This window comes from Amycolatopsis sp., assembly GCF_036008905.1.
Classification (GTDB): domain Bacteria; phylum Actinomycetota; class Actinomycetes; order Mycobacteriales; family Pseudonocardiaceae; genus Amycolatopsis.
This window is the reverse complement of the sequence record NZ_DASYMU010000236.1, coordinates 15228-35292: the sequence shown is the minus strand read 5'-3', so window position 1 is coordinate 35292 and position 20065 is coordinate 15228. Positions and strand designations below refer to the sequence as shown.

At 67.2% G+C, this 20065-nt stretch carries 21 protein-coding genes, 3 tRNA genes and 1 pseudogene; 8 read left to right on the top strand and 17 right to left on the bottom strand.

The genetic code is table 11. The annotated features are described in order from the left end of the window. The 3 genes from VGP60_RS37860 to rplJ all read right to left on the bottom strand — a co-directional run. On the bottom strand, positions 1–150 hold a 150-nt coding region (locus tag VGP60_RS37860), incomplete at its 3' end, for an ATP-binding cassette domain-containing protein (protein WP_327553028.1). Between the two features lie 337 nt (positions 151–487). Continuing rightward, positions 488–874 carry a 50S ribosomal protein L7/L12 gene (gene rplL, locus VGP60_RS37855; protein ID WP_327553026.1) on the bottom strand — a complete coding sequence of 129 codons (387 nt, stop codon included), beginning with the start codon at positions 872–874 and terminating at the stop codon, positions 488–490. 49 nt (positions 875–923) lie between these two features. Then, the gene (rplJ, locus tag VGP60_RS37850) at positions 924–1505 is read right to left on the bottom strand and encodes a 50S ribosomal protein L10 (protein ID WP_327553025.1); all 582 of its coding nucleotides are present in this window, start codon (positions 1503–1505) and stop codon (positions 924–926) included. Between the two features lie 324 nt (positions 1506–1829). Here rplJ and VGP60_RS37845 point away from each other — a divergent pair, with 324 nt between their 5' ends. Next, positions 1830–2696 carry a hypothetical protein gene (locus tag VGP60_RS37845; RefSeq protein ID WP_327553024.1) on the top strand — a complete coding sequence of 289 codons (867 nt, stop codon included), beginning with the start codon at positions 1830–1832 and terminating at the stop codon, positions 2694–2696. 107 nt (positions 2697–2803) lie between these two features. Here the strand turns inward: VGP60_RS37845 and VGP60_RS37840 are convergent, their stop codons facing one another. The 6 genes from VGP60_RS37840 to VGP60_RS37815 form a co-directional block, all read right to left on the bottom strand. After that, entirely contained in the window at positions 2804–3493 is a 690-nt protein-coding gene (locus VGP60_RS37840) for an alpha/beta fold hydrolase (RefSeq protein WP_327553023.1), read from the bottom strand. A gap of 65 nt (positions 3494–3558) precedes the next feature. Further along, positions 3559–4275 carry a 50S ribosomal protein L1 gene (rplA, locus tag VGP60_RS37835; RefSeq protein ID WP_327553022.1) on the bottom strand — a complete coding sequence of 239 codons (717 nt, stop codon included), beginning with the start codon at positions 4273–4275 and terminating at the stop codon, positions 3559–3561. A 97-nt stretch (positions 4276–4372) separates the two neighbouring features. Continuing rightward, positions 4373–4807 (bottom strand): 50S ribosomal protein L11, encoded by a 435-nt coding sequence (rplK, locus tag VGP60_RS37830; RefSeq protein WP_327553021.1) that lies wholly within the window; start codon positions 4805–4807, stop codon positions 4373–4375. A gap of 84 nt (positions 4808–4891) precedes the next feature. Then, on the bottom strand, positions 4892–5701 hold the full coding sequence (gene nusG / locus VGP60_RS37825) for a transcription termination/antitermination protein NusG (protein WP_327553020.1): 810 nt from the start codon (positions 5699–5701) through the stop codon (positions 4892–4894). A gap of 77 nt (positions 5702–5778) precedes the next feature. Continuing rightward, complete coding sequence (gene secE / locus VGP60_RS37820; protein ID WP_327553019.1) at positions 5779–6195, bottom strand: preprotein translocase subunit SecE; 417 nt, start codon at positions 6193–6195, stop codon at positions 5779–5781. 45 nt (positions 6196–6240) lie between these two features. After that, positions 6241–6313, bottom strand: a tRNA-Trp gene (locus tag VGP60_RS37815). Positions 6314–6522: 209 nt separating this feature from the next. Between VGP60_RS37815 and VGP60_RS37810 the strand changes: the two are divergent. From VGP60_RS37810 to VGP60_RS37800, 3 genes and pseudogenes are all read left to right on the top strand, one after another. Next, positions 6523–6702, top strand: a pseudogene (locus tag VGP60_RS37810) (aspartate aminotransferase); the annotation flags it as partial. Between the two features lie 46 nt (positions 6703–6748). Continuing rightward, complete coding sequence (locus tag VGP60_RS37805; protein WP_327553018.1) at positions 6749–7654, top strand: TIGR03619 family F420-dependent LLM class oxidoreductase; 906 nt, start codon at positions 6749–6751, stop codon at positions 7652–7654. Positions 7655–7684: 30 nt separating this feature from the next. Beyond that, positions 7685–8587, top strand: coding sequence for an SGNH/GDSL hydrolase family protein (locus VGP60_RS37800; protein ID WP_327553017.1), 903 nt, complete (start codon positions 7685–7687; stop codon positions 8585–8587). Here the strand turns inward: VGP60_RS37800 and VGP60_RS37795 are convergent. The 6 genes from VGP60_RS37795 to VGP60_RS37770 all read right to left on the bottom strand — a co-directional run bounded on the left by VGP60_RS37795 (position 8580) and on the right by VGP60_RS37770 (position 12882). Next, entirely contained in the window at positions 8580–8990 is a 411-nt protein-coding gene (locus tag VGP60_RS37795; protein ID WP_327553016.1) for a MaoC family dehydratase, read from the bottom strand. The two genes, VGP60_RS37800 and VGP60_RS37795, sit on opposite strands and share 8 nt — an antisense overlap. Continuing rightward, positions 8987–9439 carry a MaoC family dehydratase N-terminal domain-containing protein gene (locus VGP60_RS37790; protein WP_327553015.1) on the bottom strand — a complete coding sequence of 151 codons (453 nt, stop codon included), beginning with the start codon at positions 9437–9439 and terminating at the stop codon, positions 8987–8989. Before VGP60_RS37790 ends, VGP60_RS37795 begins: the two co-directional genes overlap by 4 nt. A 193-nt stretch (positions 9440–9632) precedes the next feature. Further along, a complete protein-coding gene (gene rpmG / locus VGP60_RS37785) occupies positions 9633–9797 on the bottom strand; it encodes a 50S ribosomal protein L33 (protein WP_091293539.1) in 165 nt (54 codons plus the stop codon). Between the two features lie 171 nt (positions 9798–9968). Further along, a tRNA-Met gene (locus VGP60_RS37780) sits at positions 9969–10041 on the bottom strand. 50 nt (positions 10042–10091) lie between these two features. Then, a tRNA-Thr gene (locus VGP60_RS37775) sits at positions 10092–10164 on the bottom strand. 78 nt (positions 10165–10242) lie between these two features. After that, entirely contained in the window at positions 10243–12882 is a 2640-nt protein-coding gene (locus VGP60_RS37770; protein WP_327553014.1) for a putative bifunctional diguanylate cyclase/phosphodiesterase, read from the bottom strand. Between the two features lie 257 nt (positions 12883–13139). On the opposite strand from VGP60_RS37770, the gene VGP60_RS37765 reads away from it, so the two are divergent. From VGP60_RS37765 to lon, 3 genes are all read left to right on the top strand, one after another. After that, a complete protein-coding gene (locus tag VGP60_RS37765) occupies positions 13140–14078 on the top strand; it encodes a GNAT family N-acetyltransferase (protein WP_327553013.1) in 939 nt (312 codons plus the stop codon). A gap of 39 nt (positions 14079–14117) precedes the next feature. Then, on the top strand, positions 14118–14966 hold the full coding sequence (locus VGP60_RS37760; protein ID WP_327553012.1) for an SAM-dependent methyltransferase: 849 nt from the start codon (positions 14118–14120) through the stop codon (positions 14964–14966). Between the two features lie 102 nt (positions 14967–15068). Further along, positions 15069–17522 (top strand): endopeptidase La, encoded by a 2454-nt coding sequence (gene lon, locus VGP60_RS37755; RefSeq protein WP_327553011.1) that lies wholly within the window; start codon positions 15069–15071, stop codon positions 17520–17522. A gap of 17 nt (positions 17523–17539) precedes the next feature. Here lon and VGP60_RS37750 read toward each other — a convergent pair whose 3' ends face one another. After that, the gene (locus VGP60_RS37750) at positions 17540–17959 is read right to left on the bottom strand and encodes a hypothetical protein (protein WP_327553010.1); all 420 of its coding nucleotides are present in this window, start codon (positions 17957–17959) and stop codon (positions 17540–17542) included. A 185-nt stretch (positions 17960–18144) separates the two neighbouring features. On the opposite strand from VGP60_RS37750, the gene VGP60_RS37745 reads away from it, so the two are divergent. After that, on the top strand, positions 18145–19305 hold the full coding sequence (locus VGP60_RS37745) for an alkaline phosphatase PhoX (protein ID WP_327553009.1): 1161 nt from the start codon (positions 18145–18147) through the stop codon (positions 19303–19305). Here VGP60_RS37745 and VGP60_RS37740 read toward each other — a convergent pair. Beyond that, positions 19283–19939 (bottom strand): DedA family protein, encoded by a 657-nt coding sequence (locus VGP60_RS37740; protein WP_327553008.1) that lies wholly within the window; start codon positions 19937–19939, stop codon positions 19283–19285. The genes VGP60_RS37745 and VGP60_RS37740 overlap by 23 nt on opposite strands. Positions 19940–20065 lie beyond the last annotated feature (126 nt).

Below are 20065 nucleotides of genomic sequence, written 5' to 3'. Positions count from 1 at the left end.
CATCGACTTCAGGAACACCGACTTGCCGGTACCCGACGGGCCGAGCATGACGGAGACTTCCCCCGGTGGGAGTGTCAGCGACACATCCCTCCAGATGGTCTGCTTACCGAAGGACTTCGTCAGACCTTCGATGACCACCTCGGCACCCATCGCACCTCCCGGAGCTGTACAAGCGTCGTCGTGCGCCACGCGTCAACCTGGTGCAACGAGCTGAGAGCGAACAGGTTACTCACCAGTTTGCTTAGCCGTCGCGGTCGCGGGCACCGTGATTCGGGCGTAACCCGGTCGGTGACCGCTGCGTGCACGGTAGTGCACCCGGCGCTAGGCCGCATGCCCTAGGTCTTAGGCCGATCGGGGGACAAACCCGGGTTGCGAGGGGCACTTTCTCCCCTAAATGCCCGTCTTTCCGGTTTCACCTGGGCATACGAAAGGGGCGACACCCAGTGGGTGCCGCCCCTTTTGAGGTAAAGCGGTGAAGCAGAGAGAACTACTTGACGGAAACCTTCGCGCCAGCGGCCTCGAGCTTCTCCTTGGCCGCGTTGGCGGCGTCCTTGTCGATCTTCTCGAGGATGGCCTTGGGGGCGCTCTCGACGAGGTCCTTGGCCTCCTTCAGACCCAGACCGGAGACGACCTCACGGACGACCTTGATGACCTGGATCTTCTTGTCACCGGCGGACTCGAGGACGACGTCGAACTCGTCCTGCTCCTCGGCGGCGGCGGGGCCGGCGCCGGCGGGGCCGGCAGCGGCGACGGCGACCGGGGCGGCCGCGGTGACGTCGAAGGTCTCTTCGAACTGCTTCACGAACTCGGACAGCTCAAGCAGCGTGAGCTCCTTGAAAGCGTCGAGCAGTTCGTTGGTGCTGAGCTTAGCCATGGTGGCTGTTCCTCTCTAATGCGAACGCGACGTTCGGGGTGGGGTTGGTTCAGCTCTCGGCTGGTGCTTCGGCAGCCTCGGCGACAACATCGCCGGATTCGGCCGTTTCGCCGGATTCGGCCTCGCGCTTTTCGATGAGCGCGGCGGCCAAGCGAGCGACCTGGGACAGCGGCGCCTGGAAGAGCGCTGCGGCCTGGGAGGTCTTCGCCTTGAACGCACCTGCGGCCTTGGCCAGCAGGACCTCACGGCTGTCGAGATCGGCGATCCGGGTGATCTCGTCAACACTGAGGGGGCGGCCATCCATATAGCCGCCCTTGATCACAAGCGCGTTGTTTTCCTTTGCGAAGTCACGAAGAGCCTTCGCGGCGTCAACCGCCTCGCCTTCAACGAAAGCGATTGCGGTGGGGCCGATGAAGAGGTCGTCAAGACCCTCGACGCCGGCGTCCTTCGCAGCAAGCTGAACGAGGGTGTTCTTCGCAACCCGGTATTTGGCACTGGTGCCGAGAGCACGGCGCAGCTTGGTCAGCTGGGCCACAGAGAGGCCGTCGTACTTGGTGATGACTGTTGCCGAGCTGGTGCGGAAGCTCTCCGCGATCTCGGCGACGGCCGCCACCTTGTCGGGCTTCGCCATGGGTCGCCTCCTCTCTTGGCTAGGGACCACTGGCCAAGAGCCCTGAAACGACGAAACGCCCCAGCGCAGGTGGGCGCGGGGCGTCAGAGTGCACGGACGAACCGTGCGGGCGAGCCTCGTTCCTCCTACGCGGGCCGCCCCATACAGGGCCTTCGTTCTCCCCTCCAGGTGGAAGGAAGAAAACCAGCGGTCTTCGGTAGAACCATTGACCAGCATACGTGACCCCTTTCCGCTCCCGCGCCCACCCCCTCCCACCTGCGTTTAGCGGGCTAATCGTCGCGCTTCGGCAGGTCCACGGCCACAGATCGGGCGGGAGCGGGCATCATGGTTGCCGTGGCAGAACAGCGCGGAAACGACCGGCACGACGGCCAAGACGAGCCCGGCACGGACGTGCAGCGGAACTCGCCTGCCCAGCCTCCGGCGCAGCCGATGGACGAAGAACAGCTGCGCCAGTTCCAGCAGTTTCAGCAGTTCCAGGACTATCTGAAGTTCTCGGAAGCACAGCGTCAGGGCGGTGGCGGCCTGACTCCGGTGGAGCCGCCCCCCGGCCCGCCTATCCCGCAGCAGAACTGGCAACCGCCCACGACCGGCGGTTCGCACGACCTCGTCACCACCCAGCCGCCCAAGATCAAGGCGCCTCGCTGGCTGAAGCGGCTCGCCGGCAAGATCCTCGGCTGGATCATCTTTCTGGTCATCCTCGGACTCGCGCTGAACTGGGGGTACAACCGCCTGTTCCCCAGCACCGCGAACGACGACCGGCCCGCCGCGGAGACCGGCGGCGGCAAGTACCACACGAATCACGTGTTCTCGAAGCAGCCGTTCGAGGCCGTCCGGATGGTCTATCAGAACGTCGCCAATGGCCAGGTACAGGACGGCTGCGGCCGGTTCGAGGAGAGGGTCCAGCAGAAGTTCGCCGACGACCTCGGGTTCGCCGACTGCCGGGAGGCCATCCTCGGCCTGCATGCCAAGGTCACCGCGAAGAACGCTTACGCCGAGTCGATGCCGTCCAGCATCTCCGAGCCGATCCCGGGCGACGTGTTCGTCATCAGCTCGTGCCGCTTCGGCATCAGGGGTGGCCCGGCACTGGGCGCCTTCCAGGTCAGCAAGGTCGAAGGCGGCCAATGGCTGATCACCGGCCACTCCAACGAACCCGACCCCTGCCCGGCCCCCAGCATCACCCCGACGCCCTGACCTGCGTTTAGCGGGCTAATCGCGCTCGCTCCCCATAACCACGGCCACGCCGCTCCCTCGGGCTCAGTTGTCAGCGCCCGGTTACTTGCGCGAGCTAACGAGCGCGATTAGCCCGCGAAAGGCAACTCGGTGGGGTGGGGACGATTAGCCCGTGAAAGGCGCGTGAGGTGGTCGGCGTCTCCGGCCAGGACCAGGGTGGGGACGGCGATGGCGGCCAGGTCCACCTGAGTGTTGCGGACGGAGCGGGCGACGGCGGCCAGGGCGACGCGGTCGCCGCCTAGGGTGTCGGCGAGTAGGCGGAAGGGGGCGCCGGCGGGTGGGGCGTCTGCGGGGTTCTCGGTCAGCAGGGCCGCGCTGATGTCCTCGGGGGTGACGGCGCGGGTGTCGATGCCGCCCAGGTCGACGACGCCGGAGCCGACGCCGCCGATGGCCAGCCGCCGGACGCGCTTGTCGGTCGAAGCGACGGACAGCGCGATGATCGAGCCCATTGAGTAGCCGACAAGCGAAACCTCGTCCAGGCTGAGTTCGTCCAGGAGCGCGGAGACGTCTCGCGCCATCGTGTCGTCCTGGTAGCGCGCTTCGTCGTGCGGCTTCTCGGAGCGGCCGTGGCCGCGGGCGTCCAGCGAGATCACGGTGAGCCCGGCGGCCCGAAGCGCCGCGACGACACCGGGGCCGATCCAGTTCGCGTTCGTGTCCGCCGCGAAACCGTGCTGGAGGACGACCGGCAACGCGTCGCTGGTGCCTTCCCAGCGGGTGTAGTTGAGCTGGAGTCCGTCGAACGAAGCAAAGGTCGGCATGCGCCGATCAAATCAAGAAGGGCGGCCCCACGTGTACGGGGCCGCCCTGTCTCAACGCTTGGCTATCAGTTCTCGTCAGCCGAGAGCAGGTTCCGCGTCCGCTGCGGGTCGACCTGGATGCCCGGGCCCATCGTGGAGGAGAAGGTGACCTTCTTGAGGTAGCGTCCCTTGGCCGAAGACGGCTTGGCGCGCAGGACCTCGTCGAGGGCGGCGGCGTAGTTCTCCACCAGCTTCTCGGTGTCGAACGACGCCTTGCCGATCACCATGTGCAGGTTGGCCTGCTTGTCGACGCGGAAGTTGATCTTTCCGCCCTTGATGTCGGCAACGGCCTTGGCGACCAGCGGGGTGACGGTGCCGGTCTTCGGGTTCGGCATCAGGCCACGCGGGCCGAGGATCCGGGCGATACGCCCGACCTTCGCCATCTGGTCCGGCGTCGCGATCGCGGCGTCGAAGTCGAGCCAGCCACCCTGGATGCGCTCGATCAAGTCGTCGCTGCCCACCACGTCGGCGCCGGCGGCTTCAGCTTCAGCAGCCTTGTCGCCGGTGGCGAAAACGATGACGCGGGCGGTCTTACCGGTACCGTGCGGCAGGTTCACGGTGCCGCGGACCATCTGGTCGGCCTTACGAGGGTCGACACCGAGGCGCATCGAGACCTCGACGGTGGCGTCCATCTTGACCTTGTTCGTCTCTTTGGCGAGCTTCGCCGCGTCGAGCGGGGCGTACAGCCGCTCGCGGTCGATCAGCTCGGCGGCCTCACGATAGGCCTTGCTGCGCTTGGTCATGCTCTGTCCTTACAACTAGAAAGAAATCGGATCAGTTGTGGTGACGGGCCAGCGCGGCCCTCCCACGTACTGCGGTGGAGCGAAAAGCAAAAGCAGATCAGTCGACGACCGTGATGCCCATGGACCGAGCAGTACCGGCGATGATCTTCGCGGCCTGGTCGATGTCGTGGGCGTTGAGGTCGCTCTTCTTGGTCTCGGCGATGTCCTTGACCTGGGCCCAAGTGACCTTGGCGACCTTGGTCTTGTGGGGCTCGCCAGAGCCCTTTTCGACACCCGCGGCCTTCAGCAGCAGACGCGCTGCCGGCGGGGTCTTGAGCTTGAAGTCGAACGTGCGGTCTTCGTACACGGAGATCTCGACCGGCACGACATCGCCGCGCTGGGACTCAGTCGCCGCGTTGTACTGCTTGCAGAACTCCATGATGTTGACGCCGTGCTGACCCAGCGCGGGGCCGACCGGCGGCGCGGGGTTGGCCGCGCCGGCCTTGATCTGCAGCTTGATGATCGCCGCAAGCTTCTTTTTCTTGGGTGGCATTTCTTTGTGTCCTTCTAACTAACCATTCGAGTCCCCCGCACACCTGCCAGTACGCGGGGACTGCCAGCCGTCGTTTAACGACCGTCAGATCTTGGAGACCTGGTTGAACGACAGCTCGACCGGGGTCTCCCGGCCGAAGATCGACACCAGGACCTTCAGCTTCTGCCCGTCCGCGTTGACCTCGCTGATCGTCGCGGGCAGGGTGGCGAACGGCCCGTCCATGACGGTGACCGACTCGCCGACCTCGAAGTCGACCTCGATCGCCGGTCCGCCGAGCGGAGACTGCGTGGTGCCGGACTCGCCCTTGCCGGACTTGGCCGGAGCCGCCTCGACCTTGGGCGCGAGGAACTTCAACACGTCCTCGACCGTCAGCGGCGACGGGCGCGAAGTGGCGCCAACGAAACCGGTGACGCCGGGGGTGTTGCGGACCGCGCTCCAGGAAGCGTCGTTCAGTTCCATCCGGACCAGGATGTAGCCCGGGAGAACCTTCCGCTGTACCAGCTTACGCTGCCCGTTCTTGATCTCGGTGACCTCTTCGGTCGGCACCTCGATCTGGAAGATGAAGTCCTCGACGTCCAGGGTGGTGGTACGGGTCTCGAGGTTCGTCTTGACCTTGTTCTCGTAACCGGCGTACGAGTGCACGACGTACCACTCGCCGGGTGCCGCGTTCAGCTCGGCGCGCAGCTTGGCGACCGGGTCCGCTTCTTCGGCTTCGGCCTCGGGTGCTTCGTCTGCCTCGACGGAGGCGGTGTCGTCGACCTCGTCGGTGGCTTCGGGCGCCACCTCGACGGGCTCAGTGTGCTCGGACTGCTCGTCGCCGGCTGCCTCGTGCACCTGCTCGTCAGAAAGCTCAGTCAGCTCTTGACCGGCTGCTGTGCCGTTCTCGGAGGTCATTCCGTCCTCTCAATTGATCGCTTGCCGTGTTCGTGGCGGGTTCGCCCGCGGGGCCTCCTCCGGCGCCGCGAGCTACCTCACGCGCCGAATACGACTTCGATGACCTTGCCGAAAGCGAGATCGAGCCCGCTCACCAAGGCCACCATGAAGACCACGAACACCAGCACAACGGTGGTGTAGGTGATCATCTGCTTCTGGGTCGGCCAGATCACCTTGCGGAGCTCGGCCCACACCTCGCGGATGAATCGCACGAGACGGCTGAAGACGGACGCCTTCTTTTCCTTGCGATCCCGCTTGGGGGTCGGGCGGTCCTTCGCGTCCTTGGCCTTGCCCGCGGGCCGTGTCTTGTCGGCGTCCGCCTTCGCGTCACCGGACGCGGAGGCACGGCGCTCACGCCGGGCAGCGGCGGTGACCGGGCGTGAAGGGCTCTTGGGCTCCTTCTCCGGGTCCTTCTCGCCGCCGGCGTCGCTGGCGTCGTTGTCGCTCACGACCACTCCTCCGCTATTGCCAAGTGGAAATCACAGGCCAGTTGCTTAACGCAGGGGTGACAAGACTTGAACTTGCAACCTGCGGTTTTGGAGACCGCTGCTCTGCCAGTTGAGCTACACCCCTATTGGTTCCTCAGAACAGCCTAGATCAGACCGCTCCAAGGACGTCTTCCAGCCTCCCCGCAACCAGGCGGGGATCGCCGTCGTCCGTTCCAAGTTCGGGAGTCTACGGCAAGGCGACCACCACGTTGCAACCGCGTTGCGTATGCGGTCCCAAGATCACCTACCAAGGTCCCGTATCCCCTCGGAAGACTTGACACGAACCGTGGAAACATGGCGGGCATGGTCACCCTCGCACCCCGCTCCCGCGTCTCGCACCGGATTGCGAGCATCACGCCGTCCGCGACCCTGGCCGTCGACGCGAAGGCGAAGGCACTCAAGGCCGAGGGCCGTCCGGTCATCGGCTTCGGTGCTAGCCAGCCCGACTTCCCGATGCCGGACCACGTGGTCGAGGGCGTCACGCGGGTCGGAAAGCTTCTCGCGGAGGCGAAGTAGCCACATGCGACTCGGCTTGGCGCTCCCCCAGTACGGACCGCAGGCGGATCCGACCGGGATCGCCAGGTTCGCGACGGCCGCCGAAGCGCTCGGCTACGAGTCGCTGTGGACGGGCGACCGCGTGCTGACGCCCGTCGCGCCGTCGGACCTGTATCCCGGCGGCACGCCCGAACAGCCGTACCCGCCGGAGTTCACCACGTTCGCCGACCCGCTGGTCGTGCTGACCGTCGCGGCGACGGCGACCACCTCGGCCCGGCTGGGCACCAGCACGCTGATCGGCACGCTCTATTCGCCGGTGCTGCTCGCACGGACGTTGACGACGCTGGACCTCGTCAGCGGCGGCAGGTTGGACGCCGGGCTCGGCATCGGCTGGATGCGGGACGAATACACCGCTGCGGGCGTGCCGTGGGCCGCGCGCGGCGACAGGCTCGAAGAACTGCTCGACGTCCTCGACGCCTTCTGGACGTCGTCCCCGGTCGAGCACGACGGCAAGCTGTGGCGGATCCCGCGGTCCCACGTCGGCCTGCGCCCGGCTCAACGACCGCGCCCGCCGGTGCTGCTCGGTGGGCATTCGGCGGCCGCGATCGACCGGGTCGGGCGCCGCGCGGACGGCTGGCTACCCGGCGGAATTCCGGCGGAAATGCTGCGCCACCAGTGGGACATCATCCGCGCCACGGCCGAGCGGGCCGGCCGGAATCCCGACGAACTCCGCCGGGTGATGCGGCTCAACCCCCGCGCCGGCACAACGCTGGAGACCGTGGCCGCGCAGTTGGCGGGCGCGCTGGACGTCGGCATCACCGAGGCCTTCGTCGACCTGCACTACCTCGCGGACGACGTCGAGCACGCCTTGAACCTCGCCGACGACCTGTGGAATCTCACGCACAGTGACTCACCCGGTTCGCTCCGGTAATCACCGGCGGAATCGCGTAGAAACGGACGGGTGGCGAAAAAGAGCGGCGGCGGCTGCATGCTCGTGATCGTGGTGGCCGCCTGTTTGCTCGGGTTCGGCTACTACCGCTCGCAAAGCGGCTCGTCCGCGGCACCACCGGAAGAGGGCCCGGGAACCGGCGGCGGATCGGGTCGCTACGTCGCGCTCGGCGATTCGTACACGTCCGCGCCGAACACCGGCGAACAGTCGGGCACGCCGGCCGGCTGCGACCGGTCCAACAACAACTATCCGAGCCTGGTCTCCGCGACGATCAAGCCCGCCGAGTTCGTCGACGTCAGCTGCAGCGGCGCGGTGACGGCCAGCATGAGCGGGCAGCAGCAGACCCACAACGGCACCAATCCGCCGCAGCTCAACGCGGTCAACGCCGACACCACGCTGGTCACCGTGGGCATCGGCGGCAACGACGTGGGCTTCATCGGGCTGGCGAAGGACTGTGCGACGGCCCGCCCGAGCAGCTCGCCGTGCCGGGACAAGCTCACCGCCGGCGGAAACGACCAGCTGGCCGAGCGCATCGCCACGACGTCGACGCGGGTCGCCGAACTACTGGACAAGATCCACGCGAAGGCGCCGAAAGCCCGGATCGTCGTCGTGGGCTATCCGACGGTCCTGCCGGACGGCAACGGCTGCTGGCCGTCCCTGCCCGTGGGTGCCGGAGACGTCATCTACCTGCGCGAGACCCTCGGCAAGCTCAACGACGTCCTTGCCGAGCAAGCGAAGGCCCACAAAGCCGGGTTCGCCGACACCGCGGCGCCAACCAAGGGCCATGACGTCTGCACGGCGTCCGACACCCGCTGGGTCGAAGGGATCGTGCCGACGTCGAAGGCCATCGCGCTGCACCCCAACGCGAAGGGTGAACAGGCGATGGCCGACGCCGTCGAAAAGCTGGTCAGCTGACGCGGACGACCGACTGGGCCTTGCCGAGCACGGCTTTGCCGTCGAACTTCGCGACGATGTCGATGCGGGCGGTGCCGTCTTCGCGGACCTGGCCGACCTTGGCGGTGAACTCGACGAGCGCGCCTTCGTCGCCGTACGGCACCACGACCGGCCGGGTGAAGCGCACGCTGTAGTCGATCAGCTGGCCCGGGTCGTCGAGCCAGTCGGTGACCACGCGGCCGCCCAGAGCCATGGTGAGCATGCCGTGGCCGATGACGTCGGGCAGGCCGACCTCCTTGGCGAAATGCTCGTTCCAGTGGATCGGGTTGAAGTCCAGCGAAGCGCCCGCGTACCGGACGAGCATGTCGCGGGTGACATGAACCTGGATCGGCGGCAATTCGGTACCGACCTCGAAGTTGCTCACGCTTCGTCTCCCCTTCGGACCACGAGCTGCGCGCTGGTGGTGCAGATCAGCTCGCCGTCGGCGGCGTTCACCTCGGCGCGGACGGTCAGGAAGTCGTTGCCCGCCCGGTCCATGATGTCGTCGATGGTGACCGTGAGCGCCAGCACGTCGCCCGCGCGGACCGGCCGGACGTAGGTGAAGGACTGGAGGCCGTGGACCATCCGTGAGTAGTCGAGCCCCAGTGCGGGATCGGCGACGACCTTGTTGACCGCGGGGATGTTGACCACGGTGATGAACGTCGGCGGCGCGATCACGTCCGGATGCCCGGCCGCACGGGCCGCTTCCTGGTCGCGGTAGACGGGGTTGGTGTCACCGATCGCGTCGGCGAACTCCCTGATCTTCTCCCGGCTTACCTCGTAGGTACTGGTCGGCGGGTAACTCCGCCCGATGAACGACTGATCCAAGGCCACCCGAGCAGGCTACCGGGCGCCCAAGACGCCGCTCGACACTCCGGCTGAGTGGGGTGGCTCCCCAAGTCCGGACGAGGACGCTCGTCCCCAGGCACCTTCTCGCCTAAGTGCCCTCCCTCACCCCGGGTACAGCAAGAAGCCGCCCCGGGGTTACCGGGACGGCTTCTGGAAAAGCTGGGTAGAACCGCTTACGTCAGCGGGTCTCTTTGTGAGTCCGGTGCGTACCGCAGTTCGGGCAGAACTTCTTCATCTCAAGACGGTCCGGGTCGTTGCGCCGGTTCTTCTTGGTGATGTAGTTGCGGTGCTTGCACTCTTCGCACGCCAGCGTGATCTTCGGTCGCACGTCAGTGGAAGCCACAGCATTTCCTTCTCTCTAAAAAAACAATGGTTCCCCTGCAACGGTACGTGAGTACCGCAGCGGGGGTCCAGGGGGCTTGCCCCCTGGCGGGGGTCCGGGGGTTCGACCCCCGGTGTAACTGCGGAGCGAGACCGGCTTGCGCTCACCGCAAGCAGTGCTCGCCCACTCGCGTAGCGATGGCCGGACTTGAACCGGCGACACAACGATTATGAGTCGTTTGCTCTACCAGCTGAGCTACACCGCCTTACATGACCCAAGCCGCGACACTGTTCAGTGTCGCGGCTTGTATCACCGAGCCCCTTTACGGAATCGAACCGTAGACCTTTTCCTTACCATGGAAACGCTCTACCGACTGAGCTAAAGGGGCGTTGCTCAACTTCAAGCCTCTAAGAGATTACACAGAGGCTGAAGACGCTCTGAAACCGGGGTCCCCTAACGGAAAACCTCAGCTCAGAAGGGTCAAGACGGTCTCCTGGTGCCGTCCGAGCGAGCGAGCCGTCCGCGCTTGGAGCCATGCCTCCAAGCGATCTTCGGGCAGCGGCCGGGAGATCAAATAGCCCTGGGCCACATCGCAGCCCATCGCCTCGAGTTGATCCCGCGCGACATCTTCCTCGACGCCCTCGGCGACGACCGTGAGGCCGAGCGAGTGCCCGAGTTCGACGATGGAGCGCACCACGGCCAGATCGCCGAGATCGGTGCCCATCCCGAGCACGAAACTCTTGTCGATCTTGACCTGGTCGACCGGCAGCTGCCGCAGGTACGCCAGCGACGAGTACCCGGTGCCAAAGTCGTCCACCGCGAGCACGACGCCGAGCGCGTGCAGCTCGCGCAGGATCGGCAGCGCCTTCTGCGGGTCGGACATCACACCGGACTCGGTGAGCTCGAAGGTGACGAGCTCAGGCGGCACACCGAAGCGGTCCAGCGCCGCGGCGACCTGTGAGGGGAACTCCTCGTCGGCGAGGTTGCGCACCGAGATGTTCACCGCGGCGGAGATCCGCAGGCCTTCGTCGAGCCACTTGCGGACGCGGATCAGCGACTGCTCGAGCACGAACTCGGTCAGCACCCCGATGAGCCCCGCGGCCTCGATCGCCGGGACGAACTCGTCCGGGCTGAGCTTGCCGAACTCCGGGTGCTGCCAGCGCACCAGCGCCTCGACCCCGGCGACCTGCCGGTTCGGCAGTGAGATCTTCGGCTGGTAGTGCACGCTGACCTGGCCGTCTTCGAGCGACTGCCGGAACTGCGTGACCATCTGGAAGCGGCGCATGAAGATCTGGCCCATGCTCGGCACGTAACCGCGGACCTCTTCGCCGCCACGGGTGGCCCGCACGGCGACGTCGGCGCGCTGAAGCAGGCCGTCGATGTCGACCGGTTCGCCGTTGTCCTCCGGGATGGGCGTCGCGTAACCGACCATCGCATTGGCTTCGACGGCGAGCCTGTCCACCGGGTACGGCTGGGAAAGTTCCAGCCGCAGGCGTTCGGCGGCTTCGTGGGCGAACTCCGGCGGGCAATCGATCAGCATCGCGGCGAAGGACGCGCCTTCGAGCCTGGCGAGCGGCACTTCCTCGCCGAGCGCGTCACGAATGCGCTGGCCGGCGGCGACGACCATGCGGTCCGCCCAGGTGTAGCCGAGCGCGTCGCTGACTGTGGAGAACACGTCGAGATCCACTCGCAGGACGACGCAGTTGGCGCGTTCCCGCAGCGGTTCGCGGGCGACCTGCCGGAAGCCTTGCCGGTTGAGCAAGCCGGTCAGCGGGTCGTGATAGGCGTCGTGGCGCAGGGTCGCGAGCAGGCGCCGGTTGTCGAGCGACGTCGCGAGGTGGCTGGCCATGGTGCCGAGGAGCTGGACATCGTACTTGCCGAAACCGCGCCAGCGGGACAGCCTGTCGTGCGCCTCGACGACGCCGAGCAGCTGGTTCGCGCTGCGCAGCGGGACGACGAGCGCTTCCTGGGCGCCGCGGTCGAGCAGCGCGGCGCGGACGTCGGGGTTGGCCTCGGTGATGCGGAAGTGCCGGACGTGCGCGCCGGGCAGGCGCAGCAGCGGGTCGTCGTTGGCCACTTCGTCGACCGGGAGGGGGTCACCGGCGACGACGACGCGCATGGCGTCCTTCGGTTCAAGCCGGAGGCGCAACACCACCCGGCCCGCCGACAGCTGGTCCTTGATGCGCTCGGCGATCGTGGCCCATTCACGGACGTCGACGGAGCCGACGAGGTCTTCGGCGCGGCTGGCCGGCCTCGCGGCGGCCTGCTGCCCCGAGCGGGCGACCATCAGGCTGACGTCGGACAACGCCTCCATGTCCCGTTGCTCGCGCAGCAGGTCGGAGTACGCCCAGTACAGCGCGGTGAGACCGAGGAAGACGGCGAGTACGAGCGGCCACGCCTTGGGCGTCCCGGAGATCACCAGGTAACCGGAGAGACCGACCGACGCGTTCACGAAGCCGACCACGAGGATGCGGCCGGTGAGCCGCAACGCGGTGCTCACACGCATGCGGCGGCGCAGCACGCGGACGGCGGCGAGCGCGAGCAGCGTGCTGACCAGCGGTGCGGTCAGTGTTCCCGCGAGTGCGGCGACCCAAGGCATGCCTTCGCCACCGACCAGCTGCTTGACCAGCCCGGCGACGGCGAACGCGCCGGTGATCTCGAGCAGGAAGGCGCCGGCGTTGTAGAGGACACGGCCCGCGACCTTGCGGGCGAGCAGGGTGGTGATCCCGGCGACCACGTGTGCGGCGAGCACGACCTCGAACGGGGCCACGAAGAAGCCGATGACCAGCGGAATCTCGGTGAACGAGATGGTCCAGGAGATACCGCTGCGGACGTCGACGTTGATCCCGAGCTGTTCGGCGAGCAGGAACGCGAGCGCCAGCACGGCGCCGATCCACCAGAGCTTCGGCGACCCCTCGAAGGGCAGCCACGACGCGACGGCCGCGGCGGTGACCACCCCGAAAGTGAGGACGAAGATGGTGTAGATGCGGAATCGCAGTTCGTCGGTGCGCGCCCCGCCTGAAACGGCTCCACTCTTGCCCGGCTGTGCCGGTTGACCTGTCACCACCACGGGGGTGGCCTCAGGTCTGCCGTTCAAGTCCGGCATGCGACCTCCTAACGAGGGCAAAACGGTGCCTTACCCCGGAGGGCGTACTCGAGTCCCTTTCGAGACTGTATGAGATCACCCGAGGGTTAACAATGGGCCAGACGTGACGAGCTCCATGGGCCAGAGGGTGAAACTGACGCGTTATTCGCGTTAAGCCGGTAGCACCGGGTAGCCGACTCGAATCTTCTAAGCATCCTCCTCAGGGGTGAGTGGTAGGGGCCTGGCGCGGATGCCGCGAAGGGTTTTCAATTGCCCCTATGAATGTCGACGCGATCGCCGAGGAGCACGCCTCCCGGCTCACCGGAGTGGACCCGCTGTTGCCTGAGCTGCCGGTTTTGCGCTTGGAGGGCGACGGGGAGCTCTTGTCCGTCGTCTCCGGCGACTCCGTCGGCACCGGATTGGCCCGCCGGGACGAGGTCGCCGCGGATTCGAGGCTGGCCGCGTGGCAGGCCCGCGTCCAGCACCGGCTGGACGTCCGATTGGCCGGTCCGGCACCGGAAGCGGCGTTGGATGAACTTCTTACCCGATGGGATGAACATCTCGGGAAAGTCGCCGATCATGGCGACACGGAAACCGCGGCGGTCATCGCGCGGCCGAGCCGGGACGCGACGGGTTCGGCCGAGCTGCTGACCCACGGCTTCGCGCCGGTGGTCGGGATCGCGGTGCGCCCGGCCGAGCGGATGGCGGCCGGGCCCGCGACGACGCCGGGGGTCTGCATCCGCGCCGCCGAGCTCGACGATCTGGCGACAGCCGTCCGCCTCCAGCTGGAGCTCACGCGCTACGACGCGCAGTTCGGCATGGCCTCGGTGCGCCCGGACGCCGAAGACGTCGTCACCCGTGAACTGAAGGAACTGCTCGAAGCCGACGAGCCGACGGTCTGGATCGCCGAGCTGTACGGAGAGCCGCTCGGCATGGTCCAGGTGCAGCTGCCGGGACAGGCAGGCTGGATCGAGCCTTACACGACCGCGAAGCGCGTCGGCTATCTGTCGTCGCTGGCCGTGGCCGGGGCGGCCCGCTCGTCCGGTGTCGGCACCGCGCTCGCCGGACACGCGCACCAGGTGTTCGACGACGCGGGCGCGGATGTCGTCCTGCTGCACCACGCGCTGGCGAATCCGCTGTCCACGCCGTTCTGGTACGCGCAGGGCTACCGTCCATTGTGGACATACTGGCAGCGACGTCCCGCCGTCCGTCAGTAGTCCTGGTAATCGGAACTCACTCGGCGATACTCTTCACAAATGGCCCAAATCGAAGGCGCCGCGCCGATCGCCCCGGCGGGAGTCGACACCGAAAAGCCGTCCGCGGCACGTATCTACGACTGGTACCTCGGCGGGGACCAGAACTGGGCAGTGGACCGGGAATTCGGCCGGAAGGCCGAACAGCTGTGGCCGTTGATCAAACCGATCGCGCGGCACAACCGGGCCTGGATGAACCGGGTGGTGGAGGCCGCGCTGGACGCGGGGATCCGCCAGTTCCTCGACCTCGGTTCCGGCGTGCCGACGGTCGGCAACGTGCACGAGATCATCAAGCGGCGCCTGCCGGAGGGCGAAAACGCGACAGTCGTTTACGTCGACTACGAGCCGGTCGCCGCCGCGCATTCCACGCTGATTCTCGAGCGTGACGAAGCCACCGACTGGGCCGGCCTGGTGCAGCGTGACCTCCGCGACCCGCGGGCCATCTTCCGTGACGAGGAAACCGAGCGTCTGCTCGACTTCGACGAGCCCGTCTGTGTGCTGATCGTGTCGGTGCTGCATTTCATCGGACCCGACGACGACCCGGCCAAGATCGTCGAGGCGTACAAGTCGCATGTCGTACCGGGCAGCTGGCTAGCGCTGTCGCACGTCTGCTGCGAGGACGCTCCGGAGGAAGGCGCGGCCGATGTCCAGCGCTTCGTCGCCGCGTACAAGAACACGAGCAACCCGGCCTGGCTGCGAACCCGCGCCGAGATCACGCCGTGGTTCGAGGGCTGGGAAATGGTCGATCCGGGCCTGGTCCGCCTGCACGAGTGGCACCCCGACCACGAGGCGACCGAACCGGAGATCAAGGCGAGCCCGTTCGCGTGGTGTGGCGTGGGTAAGAAGCCGTAAATATTCCCTGGAGATGCTCGCTACCAGCGAACACCCTTCCGGAAACAAACCCGCCCTTCGGAGAGTTGAGCTAGATGCACTCAACCTTGAAGGAGCGCACTGATGAGCGAAACCCGCCTCCTACCCGTACTCCCCTTGGATGACGACGTCGTGCTGCCCGGCATGGTCGTCCCACTCGACCTTTCCGACAGCGAGACCCGGGCGGCGGTGGAATCCGCGCAGGCCAAGGCGCCGAGCACGGCTTCCTTCCCCGGCATCCGGTCGACGTCGGCGGGCAAGGCCGAGGTGCTGATCGTCAGCCGCGTCGACGGTGAGTACGCCGAACTGGGCACCATCGCGACCGTCGAGCGCATCGGGCGCGTGCCCGGTGGCAAGTCGGCCGTCCTGCTGCGCGGCACCGGTCGCGCGGCCGTCGGCCGGATGGCGGACGGCCCGGGCGCGGCCCGCTGGGTCCACGCCGATGAGGCCCCCGAAATCTCCGACGAGCGCGCGCAGAAGCTCGCCGGGGAGTACAAGTCCATGGTCATCTCCACCCTGCAGCAACGCGGGGGCTGGCAGATGATCGACGCGGTGCAGCAGGTCGAAGACGCCTCGTCGATCGCCGACCTGGCAGGCAACGCGCCTTACCTGAACACCGAGCAGAAGCTCGAGCTGCTGACCACGCTCGACGTGGCGACGCGGCTCGAGAAGGCCCTCGAGTGGACCCGCGAGCACATCGCGGAACAAGAGGTCAGCGACACCATCCGCAAGGACGTCGCCGAGGGCATGGAGAAGCAGCAGAAGGAGTTCCTGCTGCGCCGCCAGCTCGAAGCGATCCGCAAGGAACTCAACGAACTGGACCCGAGCAGCGCCGAGGACGACGACTACCGGGCCCGCGTCGAGGCGGCCGACCTGCCGGACAACGTCCGCAAGGCCGCGCTGGCCGAGGTCGACAAGCTGGAGCGGACCTCCGAGCAGTCCCCCGAGGGCGGCTGGATCCGCACCTGGCTGGACACCGTCCTCGACATGCCGTGGAGCAACCGCACCGAGGACAGCTACGACATCTCGGGCGCGCGGGCGGTGCTGGACGCCGACCACACGGGCCTTGATGACGTCAAGGAACGGATCATCGAGTACTTGGCCGTGCGCAAGCGCCGCGCGGAGCGCGATCAGGGCCAGGTCGGTGGCGGCGTGGAATCCGGTACAGCGCGCAGCTCCGTTGAGGGTGGTGGTGGGCGACGGGTGGGCGCTGTGCTGGCGTTGGTCGGGCCTCCGGGTGTCGGTAAGACCTCGCTCGGCGCGTCCGTCGCGAAGGCGATGGGCCGCGAGTTCGTCCGCGTCGCCCTCGGTGGCGTCCGCGACGAAGCCGAGATCCGCGGGCACCGGCGTACCTACGTCGGCGCGCTGCCGGGCCGGATCGTGCGGGCCATCAAGGACGCGGGCTCGATGAACCCGGTCGTGCTGCTCGACGAGGTCGACAAGGTGGGCGCGGACTACCGCGGCGACCCGACGGCCGCGCTGCTGGAGGTGCTGGACCCGGAGCAGAACCACACGTTCCGCGACCACTACCTCGAGGTCGAGCTGGACCTGTCGGACGTCGTGTTCCTCGCGACGGCCAACGCGCTCGACACCATCCCCGGCCCGCTGCTGGACCGGATGGAGCTCGTCACCCTCGACGGATACACCGAGCACGAAAAGGTGACCATCGGCCGCGACCACCTGCTCCCCCGCGAGCTGGAGCGGGCGGGCCTGGGCGTCGACGACGTCACGGTGACCGACGCCGCGCTGACCCGCATCGCCGGTGAGTACACCCGTGAAGCCGGGGTGCGTGACACCAACCGGACCATCGCGAAGGTGCTCCGCAAGGTCGCCACGAAGGTCGCGATGGAGCAGGCCGAATTGCCGGTGACGGTGGACGCGGCCGACCTCGACGACTACCTCGGCCGGCCACGGCACCTGCCGGAGTCCTCGCTGCCCGCGTCGACCCAGCGGACGTCGATCCCCGGCGTGGCAACGGGTCTCGCGGTGACCGGCGCCGGTGGTGACGTCCTCTACATCGAGGCGTCGCTGGCGGACCCGGAGTCCGGCGCGACCGGGCTGACCCTGACCGGTCAGCTGGGCGAGGTCATGAAGGAGTCCGTGCAGATCGCGCTCTCCTACCTGCGTTCGCACGGTGCCGAACTGGAACTGCCGGTCGGTGACCTGAAGGATCGCGGGATCCACGTGCACGTGCCCGCCGGTGGCATCCCGAAGGACGGGCCGTCGGCCGGGGTCACGATGACCACGGCGCTCGCGTCGCTGCTGTCCGGGCGGGTCGTCCGCGCGGACGTCGCGATGACCGGTGAGGTCTCGCTGACCGGGCGGGTCCTGCCGATCGGTGGCGTGAAGCAGAAGCTGCTCGCCGCGCACCGCGCCGGGATGAAGACCGTTGTCATCCCGAAGCGGAACGAGCCGGATCTCGACGACGTGCCCGCCGAGGTGCTCTCGCAGCTCGACGTGCACGCGGTGTCGAACGTCCGTGAGGTGCTGGACATCGCGCTGGCCCCGGCGAACGCCCCGGTGGCGCAGGCCGCGTGACCGACGGCCGTGAGCGGCTAGGAAACCTCTAGCCGCTCACGGCCCGGTCGCTTCGAAAGCTTTCTGACGTAGTAGAAACCGCTCGACCCGAGCAGCATCGCCAGTAGCGGCCAGGAGATGAGCAGTGGTGAATTCGCCACTGTCATCTCCTGGTCGTCTTTGACGATGTCCCCGAGCGGCGGAACGTAACTGACCTGCACGTGGTCACCGGGCCTGCGCTGGGGAACGGCCGGTTTGACCACCGCCGCCACCTCGCGCTCGCCGTCGGGAGTGGTGAACTCGACGAGGTACGACCCGTCGCCGTTGAACGTCTCGAGAACTTCTCCCGCGGTGACAACCGGCGCGGCGCGGAACCAGATGACGTAAACCATGGTTCCCGCGACGGCCAGCCCCGCCAGGGTGACAAGCGCGGTGACGAAGATGAGTCCGTTGAGCACGAGCCGACGGACCGGTTCGCGCCGATCGGCAAACCCACTGGGTCTCATACAGCGTTAAATCGGAACAGGCGCGTGGGCGTTACCTGCCGGTGTTGCCCGAACGTTCATTTTTGCGCCTGTTACGGGCGATCTGTCCTGAGTACTCTCTGTTCTGCTCCCACCACCCCCCGCATTCGGAGGATCTCGTGGACAGAAGGAACTTCTTGCGCGCGGCCATGATCGGCGCCGGCGTCACCGCGTTCGGCAACACCCTCACGCCGTCGGCGATGGCGGCGCCCGCGCAAAACGGCCCGAGCCCGTACGGCGCGCTGCAACCCGCTGATGCCAACGGCGTCCTGCTGCCGTCCGGCTTCACCAGCCGGATCGTCGCACGCTCCGGCCAGCAGGTCGCGAGCACCGGTTACACCTGGCACAGCGCCCCGGACGGCGGTGCGGTGTTCGCCGACGGGACCGGCTGGATCTACGTCTCCAACTCGGAAATCGACCCCGGCGGCGGCGTCAGCGCGATCAAGTTCAGCTCGGCCGGAGCGATCACCGCCGCCTACCGGATTCTGAGCAACACCAGGCAGAACTGCGCCGGCGGCGCGATGCCGTGGAAGAAATGGCTGTCCTGCGAGGAAGTCGACCGCGGTTTCGTCTACGAATGCGACCCGCTCGGCCCGGCGTCGGCCGCGATCCAGCGTCCGGCCATGGGTCGCTTCAAGCACGAGGCGACCGCCGCCGACCCGGTGCGGAAAGCCATCTACCTCACCGAAGACGTCACCGACGGCTGCCTGTACCGCTTCGTCCCGACCACCTGGGGCAACCTCGAGTCCGGCACGCTGCAGGTGTTGAGGGCCGGCACGGCGACGTCAGGCAGCTTCACCTGGGCCACTGTGCCGGACCCCGACGGCTCGCCGACGGCGACGCGCAACCAGGTGTCCGGCGCGAAGCGGTTCAACGGCGGCGAAGGCCTCCACTACGCCAACGACACCGCCTGGTTCACCACCAAGGGTGACAACCGCGTGTGGCAGCTGAACCTCGCGAACAGCACCTACGAGCTGGCCTACGACGACTCGCTGGTCAGCCCGGGAACCGCGCCTCTGAGCGGGGTGGACAACGTCACGGGCACCGCGTCCGGTGATCTCTACGTCGCCGAGGACGGTGGCAACATGGAGATCTGCATCATCACGCCGAACGACATCGTCGCGCCGTTCCTGCGGCTGAGCGGGCAAAGCGCGTCGGAGATCACCGGGCCCGCCTTCACCCCTGCCGGGAACCGGCTGTACTTCTCGTCGCAGCGCGGGACGTCCGGCTCGTCGAGCGGCGGCATCACCTACGAGGTCACCGGCCCGTTCCGGAGTTAGTTTTCGAGCGGAGGCGGGTTACCACGAACGCGATGACGGCGACAGCGACCAAGCCCAGCACGACGTACTGGAACAGGCTGGCGTAGTCACCGACGATGTGCCAGTTGTCGCCAAGCAGGTAACCCGCCCCCACGAACACGCTGTTCCAGATCAGGCTGCCCAGTGTGGTCAGCGAAAGGAACTTCCAGAACGGCATCCGCTCGATGCCCGCCGGGAGCGAGATCAGGCTCCGGAACAGCGGCACCATCCGGCCGAAGAACACGGCTTTGGTGCCGTACTTGGTGAACCACGCTTCCGTGCGGTCGAAGTCGGATGTCTTCACGAGCGGGATCTTCGCCATCAGCGCGCGGGTGCGTTCGCGGCCGAGCCACAGGCCGAGGAAGTAGACGATCACCGCGCCGGCCACCGAGCCCAGTGTGGTCCAGGCCAGCGCGCTCATCAGGCTGAACGTGCCCTGGCTCGCGGAGAATCCGGCCAGTGGCAGGACGAGTTCGCTCGGGATCGGCGGGAACAGGTTGTCCAGCCCGACGATCACCGCGGCGCCGAGGCCGCCGAGCGAGTCCATCAGCCCGACAGCCCATCCGGCCAGTCCTCCCATCGGTTCGGTTTGTGTCTGGGCTAGGTACAGGTTCATGGCGGCCTTTCATGGTCGTCTTCGGATACAACGAACCTATGAACGGCCGAAGTTCCGGACCATGAGGCAAGACACCCGCCGCCCTGCGGAAAGCCGCAGTACCTTCCGTGAGGTGCCCCATTAACC